This is a genomic window from Arcobacter sp. YIC-80, from assembly GCF_044841725.1.
Classification (GTDB): domain Bacteria; phylum Campylobacterota; class Campylobacteria; order Campylobacterales; family Arcobacteraceae; genus Arcobacter_B.
Genome location: NZ_JBJBSI010000005.1, coordinates 113,841 through 134,168, shown reverse-complemented (window position 1 = coordinate 134,168; position 20,328 = coordinate 113,841). Strand labels below are relative to the sequence as shown.

Here is a 20,328-nt window from a genome sequence, read left to right as displayed (position 1 = left end):
TTAAGCTAAGTAGATAAAATTATCTACTTGCCCCATAAAGATTATATTTTTCTATAGTTTTTAAGTCTTCTTCATCTTTTACATTTTCTGCAAATACTTTTATATTTAATAGTGATGACAGTTCAGATATTGCTTCTACAAAACTTTGTTTTGATACATCATTACATATATTATTTGTATAGTCTCTTGCTAATCTAATATAATCTAAATTAAAATCTTTGATATTATCAAGAGGAATAAATTTAGTTTCAAATCTTTTTATAATGATTTTTGCTCCTGATTTATGAATCTCATCTGCAAAAAATTTAAACTTATTCACATCTTTTGCTGCTGCATAAGCTGTAATAGAAAATACAAGTTGATTTGCTATATTTTTATGTTTTAAAAGTGTTTTTTCAAGCCAAGCTATGAAGGCTGTGTTGTTTATAGATTCTAATGATAAGTTAACAGAAATTTCATGTTTAATACTATTTATTATGATATAGTTTATTACTTTTTCAATAACATTCATATCAAATTGCATAATTTTCTCATATCTTTCGGCAATTGATACAAAAGTTCCTATTGGAATATCATTATTATTTTTGTCTTTTGCACTAGTAAAGGCTTCTTGCATTAAAATCTTTGGTTCTTCATTTTCTGTTTTTATGCAAGAAAGACTTTTTGCATCTGAGATATATTTTACGTCAAACTTTGAATTTTCAATAATATCAAAGATTAATTCTCTCCATGATTCCATATCTCTTGATAAGTCATTTTTATCTCTGATATAAGCTTCATTAGAGCCAATTATTGTAGCTTTTTCATAGGCTTCATTCGCTGCTTGAAGCATTTCAGGAATTGTTCCTATTTGATTAAATGGAGTTGCTCCTATATGAACAATATCTTTTTTATTGTATTCAAATGATAATTTTTCAAAATTTTCTTTTAGCTTTTTTGTAAATAAAACAGCATCATCATAAGAGAAGTTTGTCCCAATCATCGCAAACTCTGAACCAAAAAATCTATAAGCTTTTGAAGTGCATTTTTTATTTTCTAATTTTGTTGTTTTTAAAATAGTAGCAAACTTTTTTATAAAAGTATTAACTTCTTGATTTGTATGAGATTTAGCAAAAGTAGCTAAATCAAATATTTTAATTACAAAAACGTAACCATCATCTTTGTGAATAAACATACTTTTCATATCAGTTTCAAAACTTTGTTTTAATTCTAAAGAAGTTACTTCATCTTTTGATAATTTTTTTGTAATTGATTCTAAATTTTTATTCAATTTATTAATAATAGCTTCTATTTTTGTAGACATTTCATTCATTGATATTGCTACATTTTTTATTTCAGTTGTCCAAGGAAGCTCTTTGATAGTATCAAATTTACCAATAGCAATTGATTGTGCTAATTTCTCAATCTTTTTAAGAGGTTTTAATAAATATTGAACAAATATAAATAAAATAAGCATTGAAACTAAAAATGCAACAAGAGCATAAATAATAGCACCTTTAAACTGTTCATATAGTTTCGCATAAGCTTCTCCTGCATTTGCACTTACATAAATAATAGCTGTGGTTTTCCAACCATCAGAAATTTCACTATATTGTTCTTCTAGGTTAATAGATATTAGTTTTAAAAACCAAGTTGGAACATAATCAAACTTTTCATCTCTTTGTACTTGTGCAATAACTTTATTTATTGTAAGGTTAGCAAAAGTGTCTATTGTTTGTCCCTTTTCATTTGTAACAGTAAAATTAAAAGTTATATTTCCTCCGTCTTTATATTCAGCTGTAGGAATAAATGAATATCTTTTTTCTTCAAGAGTAAAATCTGATTCTTCATTCGTTTCTACATTTTCTAGTTGAGATAACGCTTGAGATATTTCTAAATCAGATGAAAGCTCTTGTATTTTTCCAAATTCTTTATCAACACTTATGCTTTTTATTTTCCAATTTAGATTATCTAAGTCTGATGAAGCTTCAATAAGTTGTGTTTGGTTTATTGTGAAGTTAGCATCTTCAAGTCTTATTTCCTTATAAAAGCCTCTATTTGCTATGGCATTAATAATTGTTTTAATCTCAACGCTTTGTTTATCATGAACTAGAGGTTTTAATGTCATTCCTAAAGATGTTGCAGTATCTTGTGCTTTTGTGATAGATTCACTTTGTAAATACTCTTTAGTATTGTTTACACTTATAATAAAGTTACCAAAAAATATCATAAAAAAGATAAAGGCGATTATAATATACAACTGTTTTGATAAAGACATAGTTTTTCCTTTTTTAAATTCTACTCATTAAGCTTTTCCAAGCTTTTAGATTGTTTCGTCCCATTTTTACAGAACCTTTATTTTTTGCTTGCCATAAGCCACTTGCGTTAAAACTGTAAATAGGCTTTAAATCTTTTCTTTTTGAAGCTAATTTTAGTTTTTTATTAATATTATCTAATACAATAGGTGTTGCACCTGGTTTATGATAATATGTTAAAACCATGTGAGCTTGGTCATATTTACTGTTTCTTTTTTGATAGATAACATAAGTAATTCTAAGTTTTTCTTCTGGAACACCAAGTTTTCTTAAACTAAAGTATTTAGCGATGGCAAAATCTTCACAATCTCCAGCACCTGTACCCATAAATTCAAATGGTGTTGCCCAATAATCTTTTTTTCTCCAATGTACAGGATCTGTTTTATACTTTATTTGATTAAAAAAATCATTTACATTTTTAAGTTTATAAAGTATTTTTTGATTTTGGTTTTTTTGAAGCATTTGATCCCAAAGCTCAACTCTTTTAAGGGCTTTGTTACCATATTTTGTTTTTACTTGCTTAAGTTTAGAGTTACTTATAAACTGTGTTGAACTAGCAATAGAGTTAATTATAAAAACAAAGAAGAGAGTTATGAAACTGTAAAGTAAAACTTTTTTCAAAACTCATCTCCTTTTTGTTTTATTTTATTGTATATATCTTTAAAAGGTTATTTTAAAAGAGCTTTTATTGATTCTTCATCAATTTTTTCATCATTATATTTAATAGCAATGATTTTTTCTGTATTGTTTAAGTACCACTCATCAATACCTTCATGTTCTAAATTCTCTTTTTTATCTAAATTGTATTCATCTATTGGAAGATAAACAAATTTTTTCTTTGTAGGATTTGGCATTGTTATGATTAAAATTGCCCATAAAGCACAGATAATAGCAATAGCAATTACAATTGCACTTAAAGAAGCATTTTCAAAGAACATCCCTCCAAGTAATCCACCTAAGAAAGTACCTAAATAACCAAATGAATTAAAAATACCTAAAACTAAACCTCTTTGGTGAACTTTAGCAAATTTAGTAGCAAGTGATTGCATAATAGGTTCATGCATATTAAATCCAATAAAGAATAAAACAACACCAATAATAAATACAAAAGTTGAGCTACTTAATCCAATAACTAAGTAAGAAATACCAAATAAAGCTATACCTATTACAAGAATCTCTTTAAATTTTCCTTTTTTCTCAGCAATAATAGCAGCAGGTGCCATTGCTAAAAATCCAAAAATCATAGCAGGTAAATAAACTTGCCATAAATCAGACATTTGCCATTCATAAGATCTTAATAAAACCATAGGAATAATCATAAATGCAAAAGTCATTAAACCTTTTTGTAAAAAGTTTGTGATATTCATTTTTACTAAATTTGCATTTAAAAGTACAGAACTTAACTTTGTTTTTCCATTGTATGTATGAGTAATATGTGGAGGGTTGGGAACCATTTTTAGTAAAACAAAAATAGAACCTAAAGCTAAAACCATAGTAATATAAAATAAAGACTCAACTCCTAAAGCTGAACCTAAAGTAGGGCCTGCAAGCATTGATACTGCAAATGAAATACCAATAAACATACCCATAGTGGCCATTGCTTTTGGTCTTTGTTCTTCTTTTACTAAATCACTAATCATTGCCGTAACTACTGCTCCAATAGCTCCTGCACCTTGTAAAAATCTTCCTAACATTAAACTATAAATATCTGAAGATGTTGCACAAATTAGTGAACCTAAAGCAAAAAGAATAAGTCCCATAACAATAGTACCTTTTCTTCCAAGCTTGTCACTTATAATTCCAAATGGAACTTGAAATAGCATTTGCGTTAGTGCATAACCACCAACAACAATACCTACAAGTGTAGTTGTTGCTCCTTCTAAATTTATAGCGTATACAGATATTACTGGTAAAACTAAAAATAACCCTAAAAATCTTAGGGCTATAATTAAACTAAGTGGTAAAACCGATTTAATCATTTGTAATCCTAAACATATTATAATTTCTTGTGATTATATATAATTAATACTTAAGATAATAGTTTGTTTAAAGGAAAAGTAGTGAAAATAGTTTTAGCTTCAGGTAATAAAGGAAAGATAAAAGAAATTGGTAAATTAATGCCAAATGATGAAGTTGTTGCATATAAAGATATTTTAGGTGATATAGAAATTGTTGAAGATAAAGATACTTTTAAAGGCAATGCAATTAAAAAAGCAAAAGTGATTTATGATGAGTTAGAAAGCAAAGGTTATAAAAATCATATTGTAATTTCTGATGATTCTGGACTTACTGTACCTGTATTAAATAATGAACCAGGTATTTATTCTGCTAGATATGCAGGTGAAAATGCAAGTGATAATGAAAACAATGAAAAACTAATAAATAATTTAAAAGAAAAAAATATAAAAAGAACACCTGCTTATTATACAGCTTGTATAGCAATGGTTTATAAAGGTGAAATTGAAACAGTTCATGGATGGATGCATGGAGAGGTTATTGATGAACAAATTGGAAGTGAAGGTTTTGGATATGATCCTTTATTTATTCCAAAAGGATATGAAAAAACTTTAGGAGAGTTACCTCATGAAGTTAAAAAATCATTTTCTCACAGAAGTAAGGCTTTAAGCTTAGCTAAAAAAGTTTTAGATGTTATCATCTAAATACTTTTTATAAATTCTTCATATACAGATATATTATAATATTTTGATTTTACATATATTTGTATATGAAAGTTTGTTGCTTGTTTTTTTATAAATGCTTCAATCTCAAAAAAATCATCTTTTATTTTTAAATGCTCAATAGTTTCTAAATTACTTAAACTATTTATATATTCTTTTAAAAACTCTTTGTGGTTTTTAGCTTGGATATATAAGTATTGATTTATCTCATTTTCATTTTCTATTGATTTTGTTGTCGCAATTTGTATACTTAAATATGAAAAAAGAGTTATTAAAATAATACTTAAAAGTAAAATATATGACTTCTTCATATTTTAAATACCCATAAAATAGAAATTTTATTTTCTAAGCTTAGATTTATTTCTATAAAGTTTTTCTCTTTTTCAATCCTAAAATTCGTAACATTTTCTAGTAATATAGAGTCTTTATAAAATAGTACTTCGTTTTCATATTTTATATCATCGTAAAAATCTGATTTTTTATCTAAAAACGCTTTTGTTGCGAGTAAATCTATTTTTAGTATTTCTTGTGTTTGTTCTGTATTGTTATTTTCATAAAGTTCTTTAATAAAAATTAAACTATATATGATTACGATTGAAGATACTAAAGTAACTAAAATTAATTCAAAGAGTGAAAAACTAGATTTCATATTTAAAGAGTGTAATTTTTTCATCTTCGTACTCATATTTTTCTACATTAAGATTTATTTTTAAACTATTATTTATTTGAATTTCTAAGTTTTTCATATTTTTAGAAAAAGAAGAGTAGTCTTTTTTTGTAAATTTATTTTCTAAAGTATTTAGGGTTTGAAAATAATTACTTTTAGAAGAGTAATAAGTGAAGTTTGAAAATCCACTTATTACAAATAAAAGTAAACTAATACTTATTAGTGTTTCTAAAATAGTAAAGCTATTTTTTTCCAAGTTCACAAGCTTTTTCGTAAGCTTTATTTACAGCTTTTATCATTGAATCTCTAACTTTTCCTTCTTCAAGTTGTGCTACACCAGCAGCAGTAGTACCACCTGGTGACATCACAGAGTCTTTTATAATTGCAGGATGATTTGCTTTTAATAGCTTAGCAGTTCCTTCCATTAAACCTTGAACTAATTCATAACAAGTATGTCTTTCAAGTCCAGCTTTTACTCCACCATCAGCTAAAGCTTCTGCAACCAATGCCAAATATGCAGGGCCTGAACCTGCAATAGCAGTTGCTATATCAAGTTGGTTTTCAGTATTTACCCAAATAGCTTTTCCTATTGATGAGAAAACTTCAATGGCTGTATTTTTAGCTTCTTTATCCCCTGTTATAGTTGTAGTTGAAAACTGAACAGAAGCTGCGACATTTGGCATTGTTCTTACATAGTGTTTTGCTTCAATTTGTTTTTTTAGAGTATCAAGTGTTGTTCCTGCTAAAATAGAAAATAGTGTACTAGCCTTTCCTACAAGTCTTGCTGATACACTATGTAAGGCATAAGGCTTTACACAAAAAAGAATATTTTTATCTGTAATATCTTCTTGGTCATTTAAAATTTTTGTAGTAATGCCAGGAATTTTTTCTTGAATAGCTTTTAATTTATTTTCATCTCTTCCTATAATTTCTACTTCATGGTTTTTAATAAGTCCCTTTGCTAGTGATTGAGCCATAACCCCATTACCTATTAAAGTTAGTTTCATTTTAATACCTTTTTAATTATTTTTATTATTATAGCAGATAATTCCTAAGCTAGTATTAGATAAAATATCAACTTTACAAGAAAGGATTTTATATGGTAACTAGCTTTAAAATGAAAACTTTATTATTTGCTACAAGTTTAATTTTTATTTTTACAGCTTGTTCTTCAAAGAATAAGTCAAGTACAGAGTACAATAAACCAGCGATTTATTGGTACAACAAAATGGCAACTCAAATTTCGCAAGGAGATACAGATCTAGCTGATGATACATATACATCTTTAGAGAGTGAACATAGAAATTCACCTTTAATTCCCACTGCAATGTTGATTTTAGTAAATGCTCATATAGATGCAGAAGAGTATGCTTTAGCAAATTTCTATTTAGATGAATATATTAAAAGATTTGCATTAAGTAAAAATATTGATTATGCTAGATATTTAAAAATTAAAGCTAACTTTTTAGGTTTCAAATATCAAATGAGAGATCAAAAACTTATTGAAGATACTTTAAATGATATTAAAGAATATAAAATAAGATATAGCTCTTCTCCTTATATGCCTCTTGTTGATACAATGAATGCAAGATTATACATGGCAAAAGCACTTTTAGATGAAGAGATAGCTAAACTTTATAAGAAAAAAGGTAAAGAAAAAGCAGCTCAAATTTATAGTGATAGAGTTAAAGAATCATGGATTAAACCAGATGAAATTAAACCTATAGAAGTACCATTTTATAGATCGATTTTTGAATAATTATATAAGAATTTAGGAGTAAATATATGGAACTAGAAAATTATGATAACTTTCCACAAAGAATACCACTAATAATAGAAGATGAGATTTTTTTATACCCTTTTATGATTGCTCCGCTTTTTTTAGATAGTGATGAAAATATAAGTGCTGTTGAACAAGCAATTGAAGAAAATAAATTAGTTATTGTTGCTGTATCTAAGCATGGAAAAGAAGGTAAAAGAGCAAATGAGTCTTTTTATGATGTAGGTGTTGTTGGGAATATTATGAGAAAAGTAGCTTTACCTGATGGTAAAATAAAAGTGCTTTTCCAAGGTTTAGCTAAGGGTAAAATTACTGATTTTGATGATGCTAATCCTATTAGATGTGAAGTTGATATTTTAGAAAGTAAAGATTTTAATAGTGAAAATGTTAAATCTGTAATTTCTGTTTTAATTGAGCATGTTAAAAAACTTTCAAGATTAAACTCAAAATTTCCTGCTGATTTAATTAAGACAATAGAAGAAAATGATGATGCAACAAGAATTGCAGATTTAATTTCATCTGTTTTAAAAGTTAAAAAAGAAGACGCATATAAACTTTTCTCTCAAACAGATGTTGAACAAAGACTATTAGATATTATTGAAGTTATTAAAAAAGAGATAGAGTCTTTTAAAATTCAAAAAGAAATAACTCAAAAAGTAAATACAAAAATTGAAAAAACTCATAAAGATTACTTTTTAAAAGAACAAATTAAAGCTATTCAAAAAGAGCTTGGTACTGATAATAAAAAAGATGAAGAAATTAAATCTTATGGTAAAAAACTTAAAAAACTTAAACCTTTTATGCCAAAAGATGGATATAAAGAGACTAAAAAACAAATAGAGAAGCTTTCAAGAATGCACCAAGACTCACCTGATGCATCTCTTTTACAAACTTATATTGAACAAGTATTAGATATTCCTTTTGGACAGTATTCAGATGAAAAAATTTCTGTTAATAATGTAGAAAAACAATTAAATAAAGATCATTATTCTTTAGAAAAAGCAAAAGAAAGAATCTTAGAATATTTTGCAGTTAAGCAACTTTTAGAGCAAAGAAAAGTTGAAGATTTAAAAGCTAAAGGTACTGTATTATGTTTTGTAGGACCTCCTGGTGTTGGTAAAACATCTTTAGCAAACTCAATTTCAAAAGCACTTCAAAGACCACTTGTAAGAGTAGCATTGGGTGGAATGGAAGATGTAAACGAACTAAGAGGACATAGAAGAACTTATGTGGGTGCTATGCCAGGAAGATTAGTAAAAGGTTTAATTGATGCTAAAAAAATGAATCCTGTAATGGTTTTAGATGAAATTGATAAACTTGGTGCAAATCACAGAGGTGACCCTACTGCTGTAATGCTAGAAGTTTTGGATCCAGAGCAAAATCATGAATTTAGAGATTTATATTTAAACTTTGCTATTGATTTATCTCAAATTATTTTTGTATCAACTGCAAATGATGTAAGAAGAATCCCTGCTGCACTAAGAGATAGAATGGAGTTTATTGAAATTTCTTCTTATACTCCAAATGAAAAGTATCATATCGCAAAGGATTATTTAATTCCTCAAGAATTAGATAAGCATGGATTAAATAAAAGTGAAATTTCTTTATCAAAACCTACAATTGAAGCTATCATCTCTAAGTATACTAGAGAAGCTGGAGTTAGAAATTTAAGAAGGGTTTTTTCAAAACTATTTAGAAAAGCAGCTAAAAAGATTTTAAGTGATGAAAAAACTACAAAAGTTTCTATATCTACTAAAAATCTGAAATCTTATTTAGATAATCCTATTTTTGAAATAGATCCAGCTGATAAGAAAAATGCTGTTGGTATAGCAAATGGTCTTGCTTGGACCTCTGTAGGTGGTGATGTTTTAAAAACAGAAGCTATTAAGTTAAAAGGTAAGGGAATTTTATCTGTAACTGGAAACTTAGGTGATGTTATGAAAGAATCATCAAGAATTTCTTATTCAGTAGTAAAAGTACTTATTGATAATGGTGTTTTAAAGATTGATGATGAAATAATTCCTAAAACATTTAAAGAAAAAGAAGAAAAACTAAAAGTTGATGCTAGTGAAGTTTATAAAAGATATGATATTCACTTACATATTCCAGAAGGTGCTACTCCAAAAGATGGCCCTAGTGCTGGTATTACTATGGCTTTAACTATTGCATCTATTTTAAGTAATAGAGAAATAAAATCAGATGTTGCTATGACAGGAGAGCTTACACTTTCAGGAAAGGTTTTACCAATTGGAGGCTTAAAAGAGAAGTTAATAGCTGCTTATAAAGCTAAAATGACTAAAGCTTTAATTCCTAAGAAAAATTATGAAAGAGACTTAGAAGATATTCCTGCTGAGGTTAAAAATGCTATGGAAATAAAAGCTGTTAATACTATTGAAGATGTATTAAAAGAGGCTTTAGTATAAAGAAAATATTATGCGAAATTTGAGGCAAAGCCAAGTAATAAACAACTTTTTTACTCTTGCCTCAATCATAATCATTTCAGTTACATTAACTTTATATGTAAAATATATAGTTAATGAACCTGAAATAACAAAAGAAAAAGTAATCCCCTTATCTTGTGAAGAAATCACACTTACTAAATACAAAGTATATAATCAAGAACTTTTAAATGAATCTCTAAAGGCTTTAAGAAAAGGTTATTATAGATTAAATGGAAGTTATAAAAAAGCAAAATCATCTAATACAAAGACTTTAATAAGTTTAGAAAAACTAAATGATTTATATATTCAAGCAGTTGGACGAGCACCTAAAAAAGATATTAAGAAGTATCTTTCGATTGAGTATAAATTAATTGAAAAAAATAGTGTAGATGATAAAATAAAAAGAAAACAATTTTACTCAGGTTCAATACTTACAACTTTTAAAGCTGATGAAAAAGAGATATTCAAGATATTTACAGACTTTAGATTGTATGATGATAAAGAAATATTAAATAGAATAGATTGTTCAATAAAGGTATATAAAAACAATGTTAAGAAGTTATAATCAATCAAATTTTACAGCAACAAATATAGTAATAGCAATAACAATCTTGATGTATATAATTCAAGAAAGTATAAATGATGGAAGTTTATTATTTGGTTTAAATATGTATTTTAGAGTTTATGATTTTTGGTGGCAACCTTTAAGCACAATGTTTGCACATGGAGGTGTTTTTCATCTTGCTATGAATATGTTTGTACTTTATCAGTTTGGAAGTCTAATTGAGCGTTCAAGGGGAGCTAAAGAGTTTTTACTTTTATATTTTATTTGTGGTATTACTACATCTTTAATCTCTTTTGCGTATATTTATTATTTAGATAATTATGTAAATTTAGTAGGAGCTTCAGGTGCTATTTGTGCAATATTGGGCTATGTTGCTTTTTGGGACAAGGCTCAAAGAAGTGGTATTATAACTTGGGTTTTACTAATCTCAGTTGCACCACTACTGATAGGTCTTCCTATTGCTTGGTACGCACACTTTATAGGTTTAGCAGTTGGATTTTTATATGCTATGATTAAAAAATAGAAAAAAAGCAACAAAAAAAATACTATTTAATTTCTTTTTAAATTATTTTAAAGTAACATAAGCCAAAAAATAAATAGGTTTATTATGTCAAATGAATATAATGTAGTAGAAGAAGGAGTAATAACTTGCGCTTGTGGAGGTAAAGTAACACTAACATCAAGTGTAGAAAATTATACAATAGGTGGAAAGAAACCACTATATTTAGAAGATTTACTAAATGCCCCAGTAGCCTGCCCAAGAAGTCCCAATGCAAACCCTTGTACAAAAGTAGTTGCCATCTCAACAGCAGGAACACAAACAAATGTATCAGCATCAGGAAAAACATACCTCCTTGATACAATAGGATTTAAAACAGATAAAGGAAGAGCAGTAATCCTAAATAACCCAGGACAAACACAATCTAAAATATCAACTCCCCCCTCTTTAGAAAATCAAGTAATCCAAAAAGAAGAAATAAGCCCAATAAAGCAAAAAGAAGCAAAAAAACTAATAGAAAAAGAAAAATATGCTTTATATTTTTTAAGACAAAGCCAAAATAAATATAAACCTTTAAGACCAACAAGAGCCTTTAGAAAAACAGATGAGAAATATATCACAAAAAATGAACCTTTAGATATAAAAGATAATATTTATGTTCATACCTTTGCATACCTATATATAAAACAAAATAATAAAATCAAAGAATATAAAATACTAAGTAAAGGCTCTTTTTATAATGAGAGCTTAAAAGATATCTACTTTGAAGATAGTAAAAGCAAAGTAAAATATGATTATATACCAATATATGAAGATACAAAAATAGATATATCATATAGTAATGTTAAATTAGAAGAAGAAAAAGATATAAAAAAACTTCAAAAATTAAGTATAAACCCAAAAGAAGGAAATAAAGAAAAAGCTTTTTATATAAAAGATATAAAAGGAATAGATCAAAGAAGTATAAGTAAAAAAGAGTTAGAAATACAAAAGAAGTTTGTACCAAATAAAGAAGGAAAATTAAAAAGAATAAATGTACTTTGTATAATAGAAGATATCTTAGCAGAAATAGAAGATATGTATGAAGAGTATTATAAAAACTATAAATTAGCTTATGCACATAATCATTCAATAATAGAAGATGTAAAAAAACAAAACTTATATACATATACAATAGCGAATATGGTTGATATATTTTATATAGATGAAAAACAAAAAAAAGAAGCTAAAAAATTAAAAGATATATATCAAGAATTAATAATACTTCTTTTAAGTGATTCAATATTTATAGATATTCTAATAAAAGAAAATAATTTAGCAAACTTTTTAAATGATAAAAATTTTAAAATAGCAAAAAGTTATGTAGAACAAATATCATACCTAAATACAGATTGTTTAAAAGATGTAATCATAGATTATGTAGATAAATATGGCTTTGAAACAAAAAACTATTATATATATACAAACTCTTCAATAAAGAAAAAACAATTAAAAAGAAGTCAAATTTATAGACAGTTGAGTTTTTATGGAACAAATATAGAGTTTATAAAAATTCAAGATGACCCAAGAATACTTATATCATATATAATGTTTTCAATATTTTTTACAAATAGTTATGAAAAAAAGCTACAAGAAAGTAGTAACTTTGGAAGACTAGAAAGCCTAAGAAAAGAGTTGTATTTTTTAATAAAAAAAATGACACCCCTTCCAAATGTAGGAAGCAATAATGTAAGAGATATAGAGAAACAACTAGAATCACAAATGGATAGCTATAGGGGAATAATAGAAAAGAAAGATGTACTATTAGAAGAGTATGCATATTTAGACACCTCAAAAAAAATATATTCTTTTGAACAAAAAGATAGTAATTTAAAAGTTAAATCAAAATTTTTATATGTAGGAAAAGAAGAACTATATAAAGAAAAAAGCTCAAAAAGACCAAGTACTCTAATAAAAGAAATACAGCAAAAACTTGAAAATGATAAATTAAAAGAGCTTTTAAAAATATATGAAGAAATAAAAGTAAAAGATAAGTTATCCTATGTAATAACAAGTATGAATATGATATATTTATTAAGTGCTCCAAGAATAGGAATAGATGAAGAGAATGAAAAGATAAATGTATTTAGAAAAGAATTAAATCATATATATGAATTTATGGTAAACCTCACAGATATAAGAATATCCTTAGATGATGAAATAAAAGATAAATTACTTGAGAATTATACTATTTCAGAAGTATATTTAGAAATGCAAATAAAACAAATAAGTTATGCATATTTAGAAGAGAAAGAAATAAAGAATAAAGCTCAAAGTTTTTTAAAAAAATATGAGAAGAAACAAACAGAAAGTTATTTTATAAAATTAGAAGATATAAATGATCATCTATTTGATGAAGAGTTTAAAACAAAAGCCTTGATAGAAACAATGAGCCAAACCTTATATACAATAAATGGGTTTAGTTCTAATGTACTTGATATTTTAGAGAAGATGAAAACTGGAAGAATTTCAGAGGAATATAAAGCACTAGAAAATTTCCTAAATAAACTTATAGAACAAAAAAACCAATTACGCATAACTTCAACTTTAATAGCTTTTATAACTTTAGGTTTGTATGTTTATAATAAAGATAAAAACTTTAGTAATACAATGAATGCAGTAACCGATATATCAAATATCACAAAAGTAATAAGTCAAGAGATATTAAAAGAAGCTCAAAGAACTAAAAGTATAAAAAATACAAAAAAGATACTTGATAAAATAGTTCAAGATAAAAGAGTACAAAATATAAGTAAAAAAGCCTCAACACTAGCTTCAAAAATAGGTGTACCTTTGATGGCAATAACAGGGACTTATGAAGTAGCAAAACTATATTCAAATGAAGATTATGATGCAAGTATAATAGCTGCAATGAAAACAACATTGAGTATATACTTATTGATATCATTGTCTTTTGCATATTTATTAATAGTAGAATTAATTTGGTTGTTTTTTTCACATTATATAATAGATAGTGATATAGAAAAGTATTTAAAGAAATCTTTATTGTATAAAACTTTAAGTAGCAAAAATATAAGTATGTCTACTCTTTCTATTTGGGAGACTCTTAGAGAAGGACAGCAAGAAAAAAAATATCAAGCCCCATATTTATTTGAAATAACAAATGAAAAAAAAGAGCTAAAAGCAATATCAGGTGATGGTTTTAATAATCCAAAAAGATTAGTAAAATTTATAGGAGAGAACTATAAAGGAAATGAGAAATACTTTGATACAAGTTTAAAAAATGAGTTAAGTTTTTTTAAATCTTCATTGTTTGGATATAAGTTAGAAGAAACAGAGTTTAATTCACATCAAAGAGTAAGAACAGTAAGTGGAATGGAAATAAGCTTTTATGTTCAAAGGGCTTTAAAGATTCCAAAAATACTAGCAGAAGATAAAGAGTTTAAACTATTCTTTTCTGCTTATGGGGATGAGTATTTAGAATTTAAATTAGCACATTTAATAGAAGAAAAAGATTATTATACATTTGACTTTTTCCCAAAAGAAACACCATATATCCACTTAAATCAATTTAGCCATAATATAAAAAAACAAAACCATAAATCATATATAGTAGTAATATCTTCACAAATAGAGTTTAAGTATGAAGTAGAGTTTAAAGATGTAGATAAAATAACACCAAATTGTAGAATAGATATAGAAGAACTAAAACAGATAAGTTTTTCTATAAAAGATAAAGAATTATTAAAAGGGAAAATATAATGATAAAAAATATAGTAAAAATAGTTTTAGTAAGTATAAGTGCCTTTATATTTACAGCTTGTGAGCCTATTCAAAAAAAAGAGGAAGTAAAATACAAAGCTTCTTTACCTATGCCAGAATGGGATGAATCTGGAGGTAAAAAAATTTGGGAAAGTTACAAAAATTGGCACAGAGCAAAAAAAGATCCAATCCCAGCCACAAAAATAGGGTATGCCTATAGTGAAGAGTTAAAAGATTATGATAAAGCTATAGAATGGTTTAAATACTCAAACTCAATGAAACCAATGGGTGAAAACTCAAACTATATGTGTTATGCCTATCAAATGAAAAAAGAGTATAAAGAAGCTATTAAATGGTGTGAAAATGCTATTGAGCTTGGTAGTGATGAGGCGTTGTTTCAAATAGGGAAAATATATGAAAATTTAAAAAATTATGATATGGCAATAAAATGGTATGAAGAGTCTGCAAAAAAGAATAATAATAAAGCAATGAATAATTTAGGACTTATTTATAATGAAAAAATCATAGATTTAAAAAAATCTGAAACTTGGTATAAACAGGCTATAAAAAATAAAAATTTAATTGCTTTTCATAATATTGCTCATTTATATTATTTAGAATTAAAAGACAATGTAAAAGCTTCAGCTTATGCAATAGCCTTAATAGGAAATAAATATACAGAACGTTCAGTTTTAAACATACTTCAAAAAGAATGGAAAATCCCAAACGAAACAATAAAAAAAGGCTATGAATTACAACTAAACTCACCTGATTTTCCAATAAAATATAAAGGTGATTTAAATTTAGAGTAAAATGGTATTACTTATAATAACTTAAACTTTAGAAGATAATTTATATATTTTTAGCTAGAATTATTCAAATATTAATAAAAGAGTTATTATGAATATAGATATATCTGTTGATAATAGTATTGCTTTTGAGTCTACACAAGTAGAATCAAAAGATAGAAATGAAAAAGAGTTAGAAGAACAAGCATTAAATTTTGCTGATCTTTTAAATAATGGAAAGAAGAGTGAAAATATATCTTATCAAGCTATTGATAACGATGAAAATAATACAGTTACTACTTTTGAAAATCCTGTTGATGGTAAAATGGTAGCTGTATCTTTAGATAATGATATTATTTCTAAGTTAGAAGATTATTTTGGTAAAGATGATATTTATAGAAGTACAGATGGAATTGTAACACTAGATAATAAAGCAGAAAGTTATGTTGCTAGTTGGTTTGAAGATATTGCATATAAGAGAAACTTTTTTGAAGCAGATAAAAATAATGATGGTTTATTGTCTTTAGATGAATACAATCAAACAAAAAATAACTTTGAAGTAAATCTAAGAATTGCTGTAAATAATAGTAGTGATTTATCAGTAGATGTTGATGAAACTATAAGTAAAACATATTTAAACACTAAAGAAGATGATGAGTATACAAGTATGTACAGAAGTGGTAATCGTGCACATTCTATCGCAGATGAATTAAATATGACTTTATCAATCAATAAAGATTTTGATTCAAAAATTGATTTAAATGAAGCATATAGTACAAATGAGAATATAACAAAAGAAGAGCTTCTTTTAGCTCATGTAAACTCTTTGAAAATTGAAGATGTTGTTAGAAACAAAGCTTTAAGTGAAGAAAAAAGTTCTTTGGATTTAGATGATTTATCTTCTCAACTAAATGATGTTTTTTCTTTGATTGTAGCTTTACTTTTAAATGAAGATGATGAAAAAACAAAGAAAATATTAGAAAAATTAAAAGAGAATAATGGCGATATTTCTACTTTGAGTGATTATGAAAAAGATATAGTTAAAAATGTGCTAAATTTAAAAGAACCAGTTGATAACAAATATGATATTGAAGAACTTGAAAGAGTTATGGATATATTTAAATTTTATGAACTTAAAAGGGATTCTTTAGAAAATTCAATTGAATCAGATATTAATAAAGTAGCGAAGTAGTTATTTTATAAAGAATGTAACTACTGTCATTACTGCTAAAACTAAAGCTAATGCTATAAATATATCTTTTAAAGTTACAGTTGGATTTAATATACCACAATAGGGACATTGTCTTTTTTTTGCTTCAATTTCTCTCTTACAGTTTTTACAAGTAGCTATGATATATCCTTTTTTATTGTGATATTATCATAAAGAGTTTTAAAAGAAAGCTTCTATTCAATTATTCTATAAAATTAAAATAAACTTAATTATAAAAATAGTTTTTACTTAATTAAAAAAGGACTATTTATGTTAAATACAACTTTAAAAGTAATATTTATTACTGGTATAACGTTACTGTTTTCAGCATGTGCTCCTAAAAATCCAATCATCGAATCATCATTTGATGTTAACAATGAGTTTGAAGTCTCATCTTTATTTACAAATAGCTCTCAAATAAAATCTATGGCAGTAAATGGTTTATCTCCTATTACAAAAGCAGGGGAGGTTTATTTTTTACATCCTTCAAGAGGTGCTCAAAGTTCTATTCTTATTGACATGAGTAAAGAATGGTTAGGAAAAGAAGATTTTAGAATACAAAAAATTGTATATGAAAATAATGCAACTTTTGATGAGTTACTTACTATCAAGTCTTCTTTATTAAAATTAGAAGTTTTAGCAAATTATATTTTAGATAAAACTGTAGATTTTTATAATAAAAGCTCTTTGGAAAAAAATGAAAAAAATGAAGAAAAAAAAGCCATTTACAAAGAAGAACTTAAACTATTAAATACTCAATTAACAGCACTAAAAAAAGAATATAATGATAACTCTACTAATCTTATAAATCTAATGAAGAAAAAAGATATATTTATTTTCAAATGGAACACAAATAAGGATAACTCTTCAAGTGCAAAAGTTAGCTCTTTAGCTGAGGGAAAATATAAAAATAGTGAATCTAAAAATGGTTATGTCATTTCAACAGGAGTAGAAGTTGAAAAATTAGTACCAAGTCTTTCTTATTTAGATGCTTTTGAATGTAATATTAATACAGATTCAAGAACATCTTGGCATTTTGGAAGAGCTGGTGTAGTAAGTTATTTACTAAAAGTTAAAAAACTAATTTCATTTTCTTCTAAAGAGAATGAGAGGTTAGCAAAACTTGAAGTTAATATTAGTAATATAAATAAGTTTTCAAAAGAGCTTAGAGAAATAGCAAAAATTGATTTAAATTTATCTTCATTAAAACAGTCTTTATTATCTAGTAATAGTCAGTTTAGTAAAGCTACAATTACTACATCTAAACCTATGAAATACAAAGACTTATTAGATGAAAAATCAGAAGGGATAAGCTTGTTTTCTATCATAACAGAAGGTTTTAATATTAGAAAGAACTTTTATCCATTTGGAAAAGATTGTAAAAAGAATGCAAAGAATAAATAGTATTTTTAAAGTAACATTGATATATATCATCAATGTTACTTTATATTGATTTTTTATAAATGTAAAAATATTTCAATTTGTAATAAAATTAATATAAGTTTTTTATATTAGTTATAATTCTTTTATGTTTATTCACCTAGATTTAGATTGTTTCTTTGTATCAGCTCATAGGACTATTGATAGTAGTTTAGAGCATATTCCAGTTGCAGTTGGGGGACGTAGTAATCTTAATATTTTTTCATCTAAAAAAGAAGTTAGAAAAATCTCATCAAATTCAGGAGCCTTTGTAAGTACAATTCTTACAAATGAAGGGCAAAAAACCTTTAAAGATTATTTTGTTGATGAAAATGGAAAAATAAGAGGTATCATAACTACATCTTCTTATGAAGCAAGAGCTTATGGAGTTAAAACTGCAATGAGTGTAAATGAAGCTCTAAAATTATGCCCCCATTTAAAAATGCTTCCTCCAAACTATCCTTTATATCACGACTTATCTGAAAAGTTAAAAAAACTGCTTATAAAGGAAATACCTTTAGTAGAACAGTTTTCAATAGATGAATTTTTTGGTGATCTTACTGGTTATATAGATTCTAATGAAATTGTTGAGTTTGCATATAATTTAAAAAAGAAAATATATAATGAACTTAAACTTCCCATATCTATAGGAATAGCAAATACTAAGTTTTTATCAAAGCTAATAACTGAATATGCAAAGCCTGATGGCGTTAAATTTGTAGGTGTTGATCATATTTCAAACTTTACTAGAAATATTCCTATTGAAAAATTTCCAGGAATAGGAAAAGCTTTTCAAAAAAGGCTTAAAGGCTATGGAATAAAAACTCTTGGAGATATTAGAAAAAAAAGAGAATTATTTTACTCTTGGAAAAAACCAGGAATAGATTTATACAATCGTATATGTGGTATACGAGATACAAAGTTAACCCTAGAGAGAGAAAAAAAATCCATAGGAATAGGAAGAAGTTTCGATCCTATTTTTGATAGAATTGAACTTAGAAGAAGAGTTATGATACTTAGTAGGTATTTGTGTTTTTTAGTAAAAAAAGCAAATGTAAATCCCTTGACATATTCTATAAAAATAAAATATGAGTATAAAGTAAAATCAAAAAACTATATTAATGTAAATAGAATATTTAATGAAACAGATTTTAAAGAAGCAATGGCAAATCTATTTTTAGAAAGTGATATACACCCAAAACATGGTGTAATACAGTTAAATATAACTGTATCAAACTTTGCTAAAGTTAATGAATATACTTATAATCTTTTTGAATATGAAGGGGATTTAAAAAAAAGAGAACTTACAAATCAAATGCAAAAATTAAGAGCAAAGTTTGGTGTAGATATTATCAAAAGTGCAAGTGAATTAAAAAAAGAATTTTGAGTAAAATAATATTTTTCATTAATATTCAAATGTTATAATAAAAAAATAAATAAAAAAAAGAGAATTTAATATGGGAATAAAAGATAAATTAAAAGAGAAATCAAGTAGATTATTAAATATAGCTTCTGAAAACACAACAAAAGCTTTTGATTATCCAAAGATAAAAAGCCAACAAGTTAAAGAAGCTATAAAATTAAAAGTAAGGGAAAAAGCTATTTTAGCTACGAAAGCTAGACTGGTTGAAAATCATAAAAGCTTTGATGACTTTAGTGATGATGAATTAGAAATAATTATTGCAGATGAAGAACGAAAAATTATGGATGACTTAAAAACTAAATCTTTAGTAGTAGCTTTAGCTGCACTTGGATTAAATTTTTTTATATAGGATTATAAATGTTTAAGCAAGTTAAATCTGCATTGTTTTGGTACTATTTGTATAAGTTTAGAAAAAGAGTACTTTTAATCTCTCTTCTTTTAATAGTAGCATTATTCGCAAATGCAATTTATAGCGATATAATTGAATATTTAAAATTGAAAAATAGATTAGAGTTTTTAGAATTAGCACTTTTTATAAAATGGTTTATAATTCTTTTTAATTTAGTTTTTTCTATTTATTTAATTCTTACTCTTTTTAAAAAACAAGAAAATCAAAAAGAAGAAATAAAGAAAAAAACAACTAAAAAAAATGAATCAAAAAAGCAAAAAGAAACACTTAGTGAAAGAGAAAAAAGTTTTCTAAAGAGAAAAAAGTTAAAATCAAAAGCAGATTATCTTTTAGAAAAATAATTCATTGTTACTTTTAAATATTTTTGTAGTATGATTGTTAAATAATAAAAAA

General features: G+C 25.8%; 19 protein-coding genes. 12 read left to right on the top strand and 7 right to left on the bottom strand.

Going from position 1 to position 20,328, the window contains the following annotated elements:
- Positions 1 to 19: 19 nt before the first annotated feature.
- From ACH5BK_RS08760 to ACH5BK_RS08750, 3 genes are read right to left on the bottom strand one after another with little or no spacing between them, the layout of a single operon-like run.
- Positions 20 to 2,257 (bottom strand): EAL domain-containing protein, encoded by a 2,238-nt coding sequence (locus tag ACH5BK_RS08760; RefSeq protein WP_404306491.1) that lies wholly within the window; start codon positions 2,255 to 2,257, stop codon positions 20 to 22.
- A 13-nt stretch (positions 2,258 to 2,270) separates the two neighbouring features.
- The gene (locus ACH5BK_RS08755) at positions 2,271 to 2,915 is read right to left on the bottom strand and encodes a transglutaminase-like cysteine peptidase (protein ID WP_404306489.1); all 645 of its coding nucleotides are present in this window, start codon (positions 2,913 to 2,915) and stop codon (positions 2,271 to 2,273) included.
- A gap of 47 nt (positions 2,916 to 2,962) precedes the next feature.
- On the bottom strand, positions 2,963 to 4,273 hold the full coding sequence (locus ACH5BK_RS08750) for an MFS transporter (protein ID WP_404306487.1): 1,311 nt from the start codon (positions 4,271 to 4,273) through the stop codon (positions 2,963 to 2,965).
- Between the two features lie 81 nt (positions 4,274 to 4,354).
- Here ACH5BK_RS08750 and rdgB point away from each other — a divergent pair, with 81 nt between their 5' ends.
- The gene (gene rdgB / locus ACH5BK_RS08745) at positions 4,355 to 4,954 is read left to right on the top strand and encodes an RdgB/HAM1 family non-canonical purine NTP pyrophosphatase (protein WP_404306485.1); all 600 of its coding nucleotides are present in this window, start codon (positions 4,355 to 4,357) and stop codon (positions 4,952 to 4,954) included.
- Here the strand turns inward: rdgB and ACH5BK_RS08740 are convergent.
- From ACH5BK_RS08740 to ACH5BK_RS08725, 4 genes are read right to left on the bottom strand one after another with little or no spacing between them, the layout of a single operon-like run.
- The gene (locus ACH5BK_RS08740; protein ID WP_404306483.1) at positions 4,951 to 5,283 is read right to left on the bottom strand and encodes a hypothetical protein; all 333 of its coding nucleotides are present in this window, start codon (positions 5,281 to 5,283) and stop codon (positions 4,951 to 4,953) included. The two genes, rdgB and ACH5BK_RS08740, sit on opposite strands and share 4 nt — an antisense overlap.
- Positions 5,280 to 5,645, bottom strand: coding sequence for a hypothetical protein (locus tag ACH5BK_RS08735; protein ID WP_404306481.1), 366 nt, complete (start codon positions 5,643 to 5,645; stop codon positions 5,280 to 5,282). Before ACH5BK_RS08735 ends, ACH5BK_RS08740 begins: the two co-directional genes overlap by 4 nt.
- Complete coding sequence (locus ACH5BK_RS08730; protein WP_404306479.1) at positions 5,611 to 5,895, bottom strand: hypothetical protein; 285 nt, start codon at positions 5,893 to 5,895, stop codon at positions 5,611 to 5,613. Before ACH5BK_RS08730 ends, ACH5BK_RS08735 begins: the two co-directional genes overlap by 35 nt.
- Complete coding sequence (locus ACH5BK_RS08725; RefSeq protein ID WP_404306477.1) at positions 5,882 to 6,646, bottom strand: pyrroline-5-carboxylate reductase; 765 nt, start codon at positions 6,644 to 6,646, stop codon at positions 5,882 to 5,884. The genes ACH5BK_RS08730 and ACH5BK_RS08725 overlap by 14 nt, the downstream gene beginning before the upstream one ends.
- Positions 6,647 to 6,738: 92 nt before the next feature.
- Here ACH5BK_RS08725 and ACH5BK_RS08720 point away from each other — a divergent pair, with 92 nt between their 5' ends.
- The 11 genes from ACH5BK_RS08720 (at position 6,739) to ACH5BK_RS08670 (ending at position 20,276) form a co-directional block, all read left to right on the top strand.
- Entirely contained in the window at positions 6,739 to 7,398 is a 660-nt protein-coding gene (locus tag ACH5BK_RS08720; protein ID WP_404306475.1) for an outer membrane protein assembly factor BamD, read from the top strand.
- Between the two features lie 26 nt (positions 7,399 to 7,424).
- On the top strand, positions 7,425 to 9,842 hold the full coding sequence (lon, locus tag ACH5BK_RS08715) for an endopeptidase La (protein WP_404306473.1): 2,418 nt from the start codon (positions 7,425 to 7,427) through the stop codon (positions 9,840 to 9,842).
- Between the two features lie 10 nt (positions 9,843 to 9,852).
- Positions 9,853 to 10,425: a hypothetical protein gene (locus ACH5BK_RS08710; RefSeq protein ID WP_404306471.1), complete on the top strand. Its 573-nt coding sequence runs from the start codon at positions 9,853 to 9,855 to the stop codon at positions 10,423 to 10,425.
- On the top strand, positions 10,409 to 10,948 hold the full coding sequence (locus tag ACH5BK_RS08705) for a rhomboid family intramembrane serine protease (protein ID WP_404306469.1): 540 nt from the start codon (positions 10,409 to 10,411) through the stop codon (positions 10,946 to 10,948). The genes ACH5BK_RS08710 and ACH5BK_RS08705 overlap by 17 nt, the downstream gene beginning before the upstream one ends.
- Positions 10,949 to 11,032: 84 nt before the next feature.
- Positions 11,033 to 14,686, top strand: a complete 3,654-nt coding sequence (locus ACH5BK_RS08700; protein ID WP_404306468.1) for a hypothetical protein — start codon at positions 11,033 to 11,035, stop codon at positions 14,684 to 14,686.
- Positions 14,686 to 15,498 carry a tetratricopeptide repeat protein gene (locus tag ACH5BK_RS08695; RefSeq protein WP_404306466.1) on the top strand — a complete coding sequence of 271 codons (813 nt, stop codon included), beginning with the start codon at positions 14,686 to 14,688 and terminating at the stop codon, positions 15,496 to 15,498. Before ACH5BK_RS08700 ends, ACH5BK_RS08695 begins: the two co-directional genes overlap by 1 nt.
- A gap of 88 nt (positions 15,499 to 15,586) precedes the next feature.
- Positions 15,587 to 16,666 carry a hypothetical protein gene (locus tag ACH5BK_RS08690; RefSeq protein ID WP_404306464.1) on the top strand — a complete coding sequence of 360 codons (1,080 nt, stop codon included), beginning with the start codon at positions 15,587 to 15,589 and terminating at the stop codon, positions 16,664 to 16,666.
- 288 nt (positions 16,667 to 16,954) lie between these two features.
- Positions 16,955 to 18,088 carry a hypothetical protein gene (locus tag ACH5BK_RS08685; protein ID WP_404306462.1) on the top strand — a complete coding sequence of 378 codons (1,134 nt, stop codon included), beginning with the start codon at positions 16,955 to 16,957 and terminating at the stop codon, positions 18,086 to 18,088.
- A 124-nt stretch (positions 18,089 to 18,212) separates the two neighbouring features.
- Entirely contained in the window at positions 18,213 to 19,490 is a 1,278-nt protein-coding gene (locus tag ACH5BK_RS08680; RefSeq protein ID WP_404306460.1) for a Y-family DNA polymerase, read from the top strand.
- A gap of 70 nt (positions 19,491 to 19,560) precedes the next feature.
- Positions 19,561 to 19,875, top strand: coding sequence for a hypothetical protein (locus ACH5BK_RS08675; RefSeq protein WP_404306458.1), 315 nt, complete (start codon positions 19,561 to 19,563; stop codon positions 19,873 to 19,875).
- A gap of 8 nt (positions 19,876 to 19,883) precedes the next feature.
- Complete coding sequence (locus ACH5BK_RS08670; RefSeq protein WP_404306456.1) at positions 19,884 to 20,276, top strand: hypothetical protein; 393 nt, start codon at positions 19,884 to 19,886, stop codon at positions 20,274 to 20,276.
- The last annotated feature ends 52 nt before the right edge of the window (positions 20,277 to 20,328 follow it).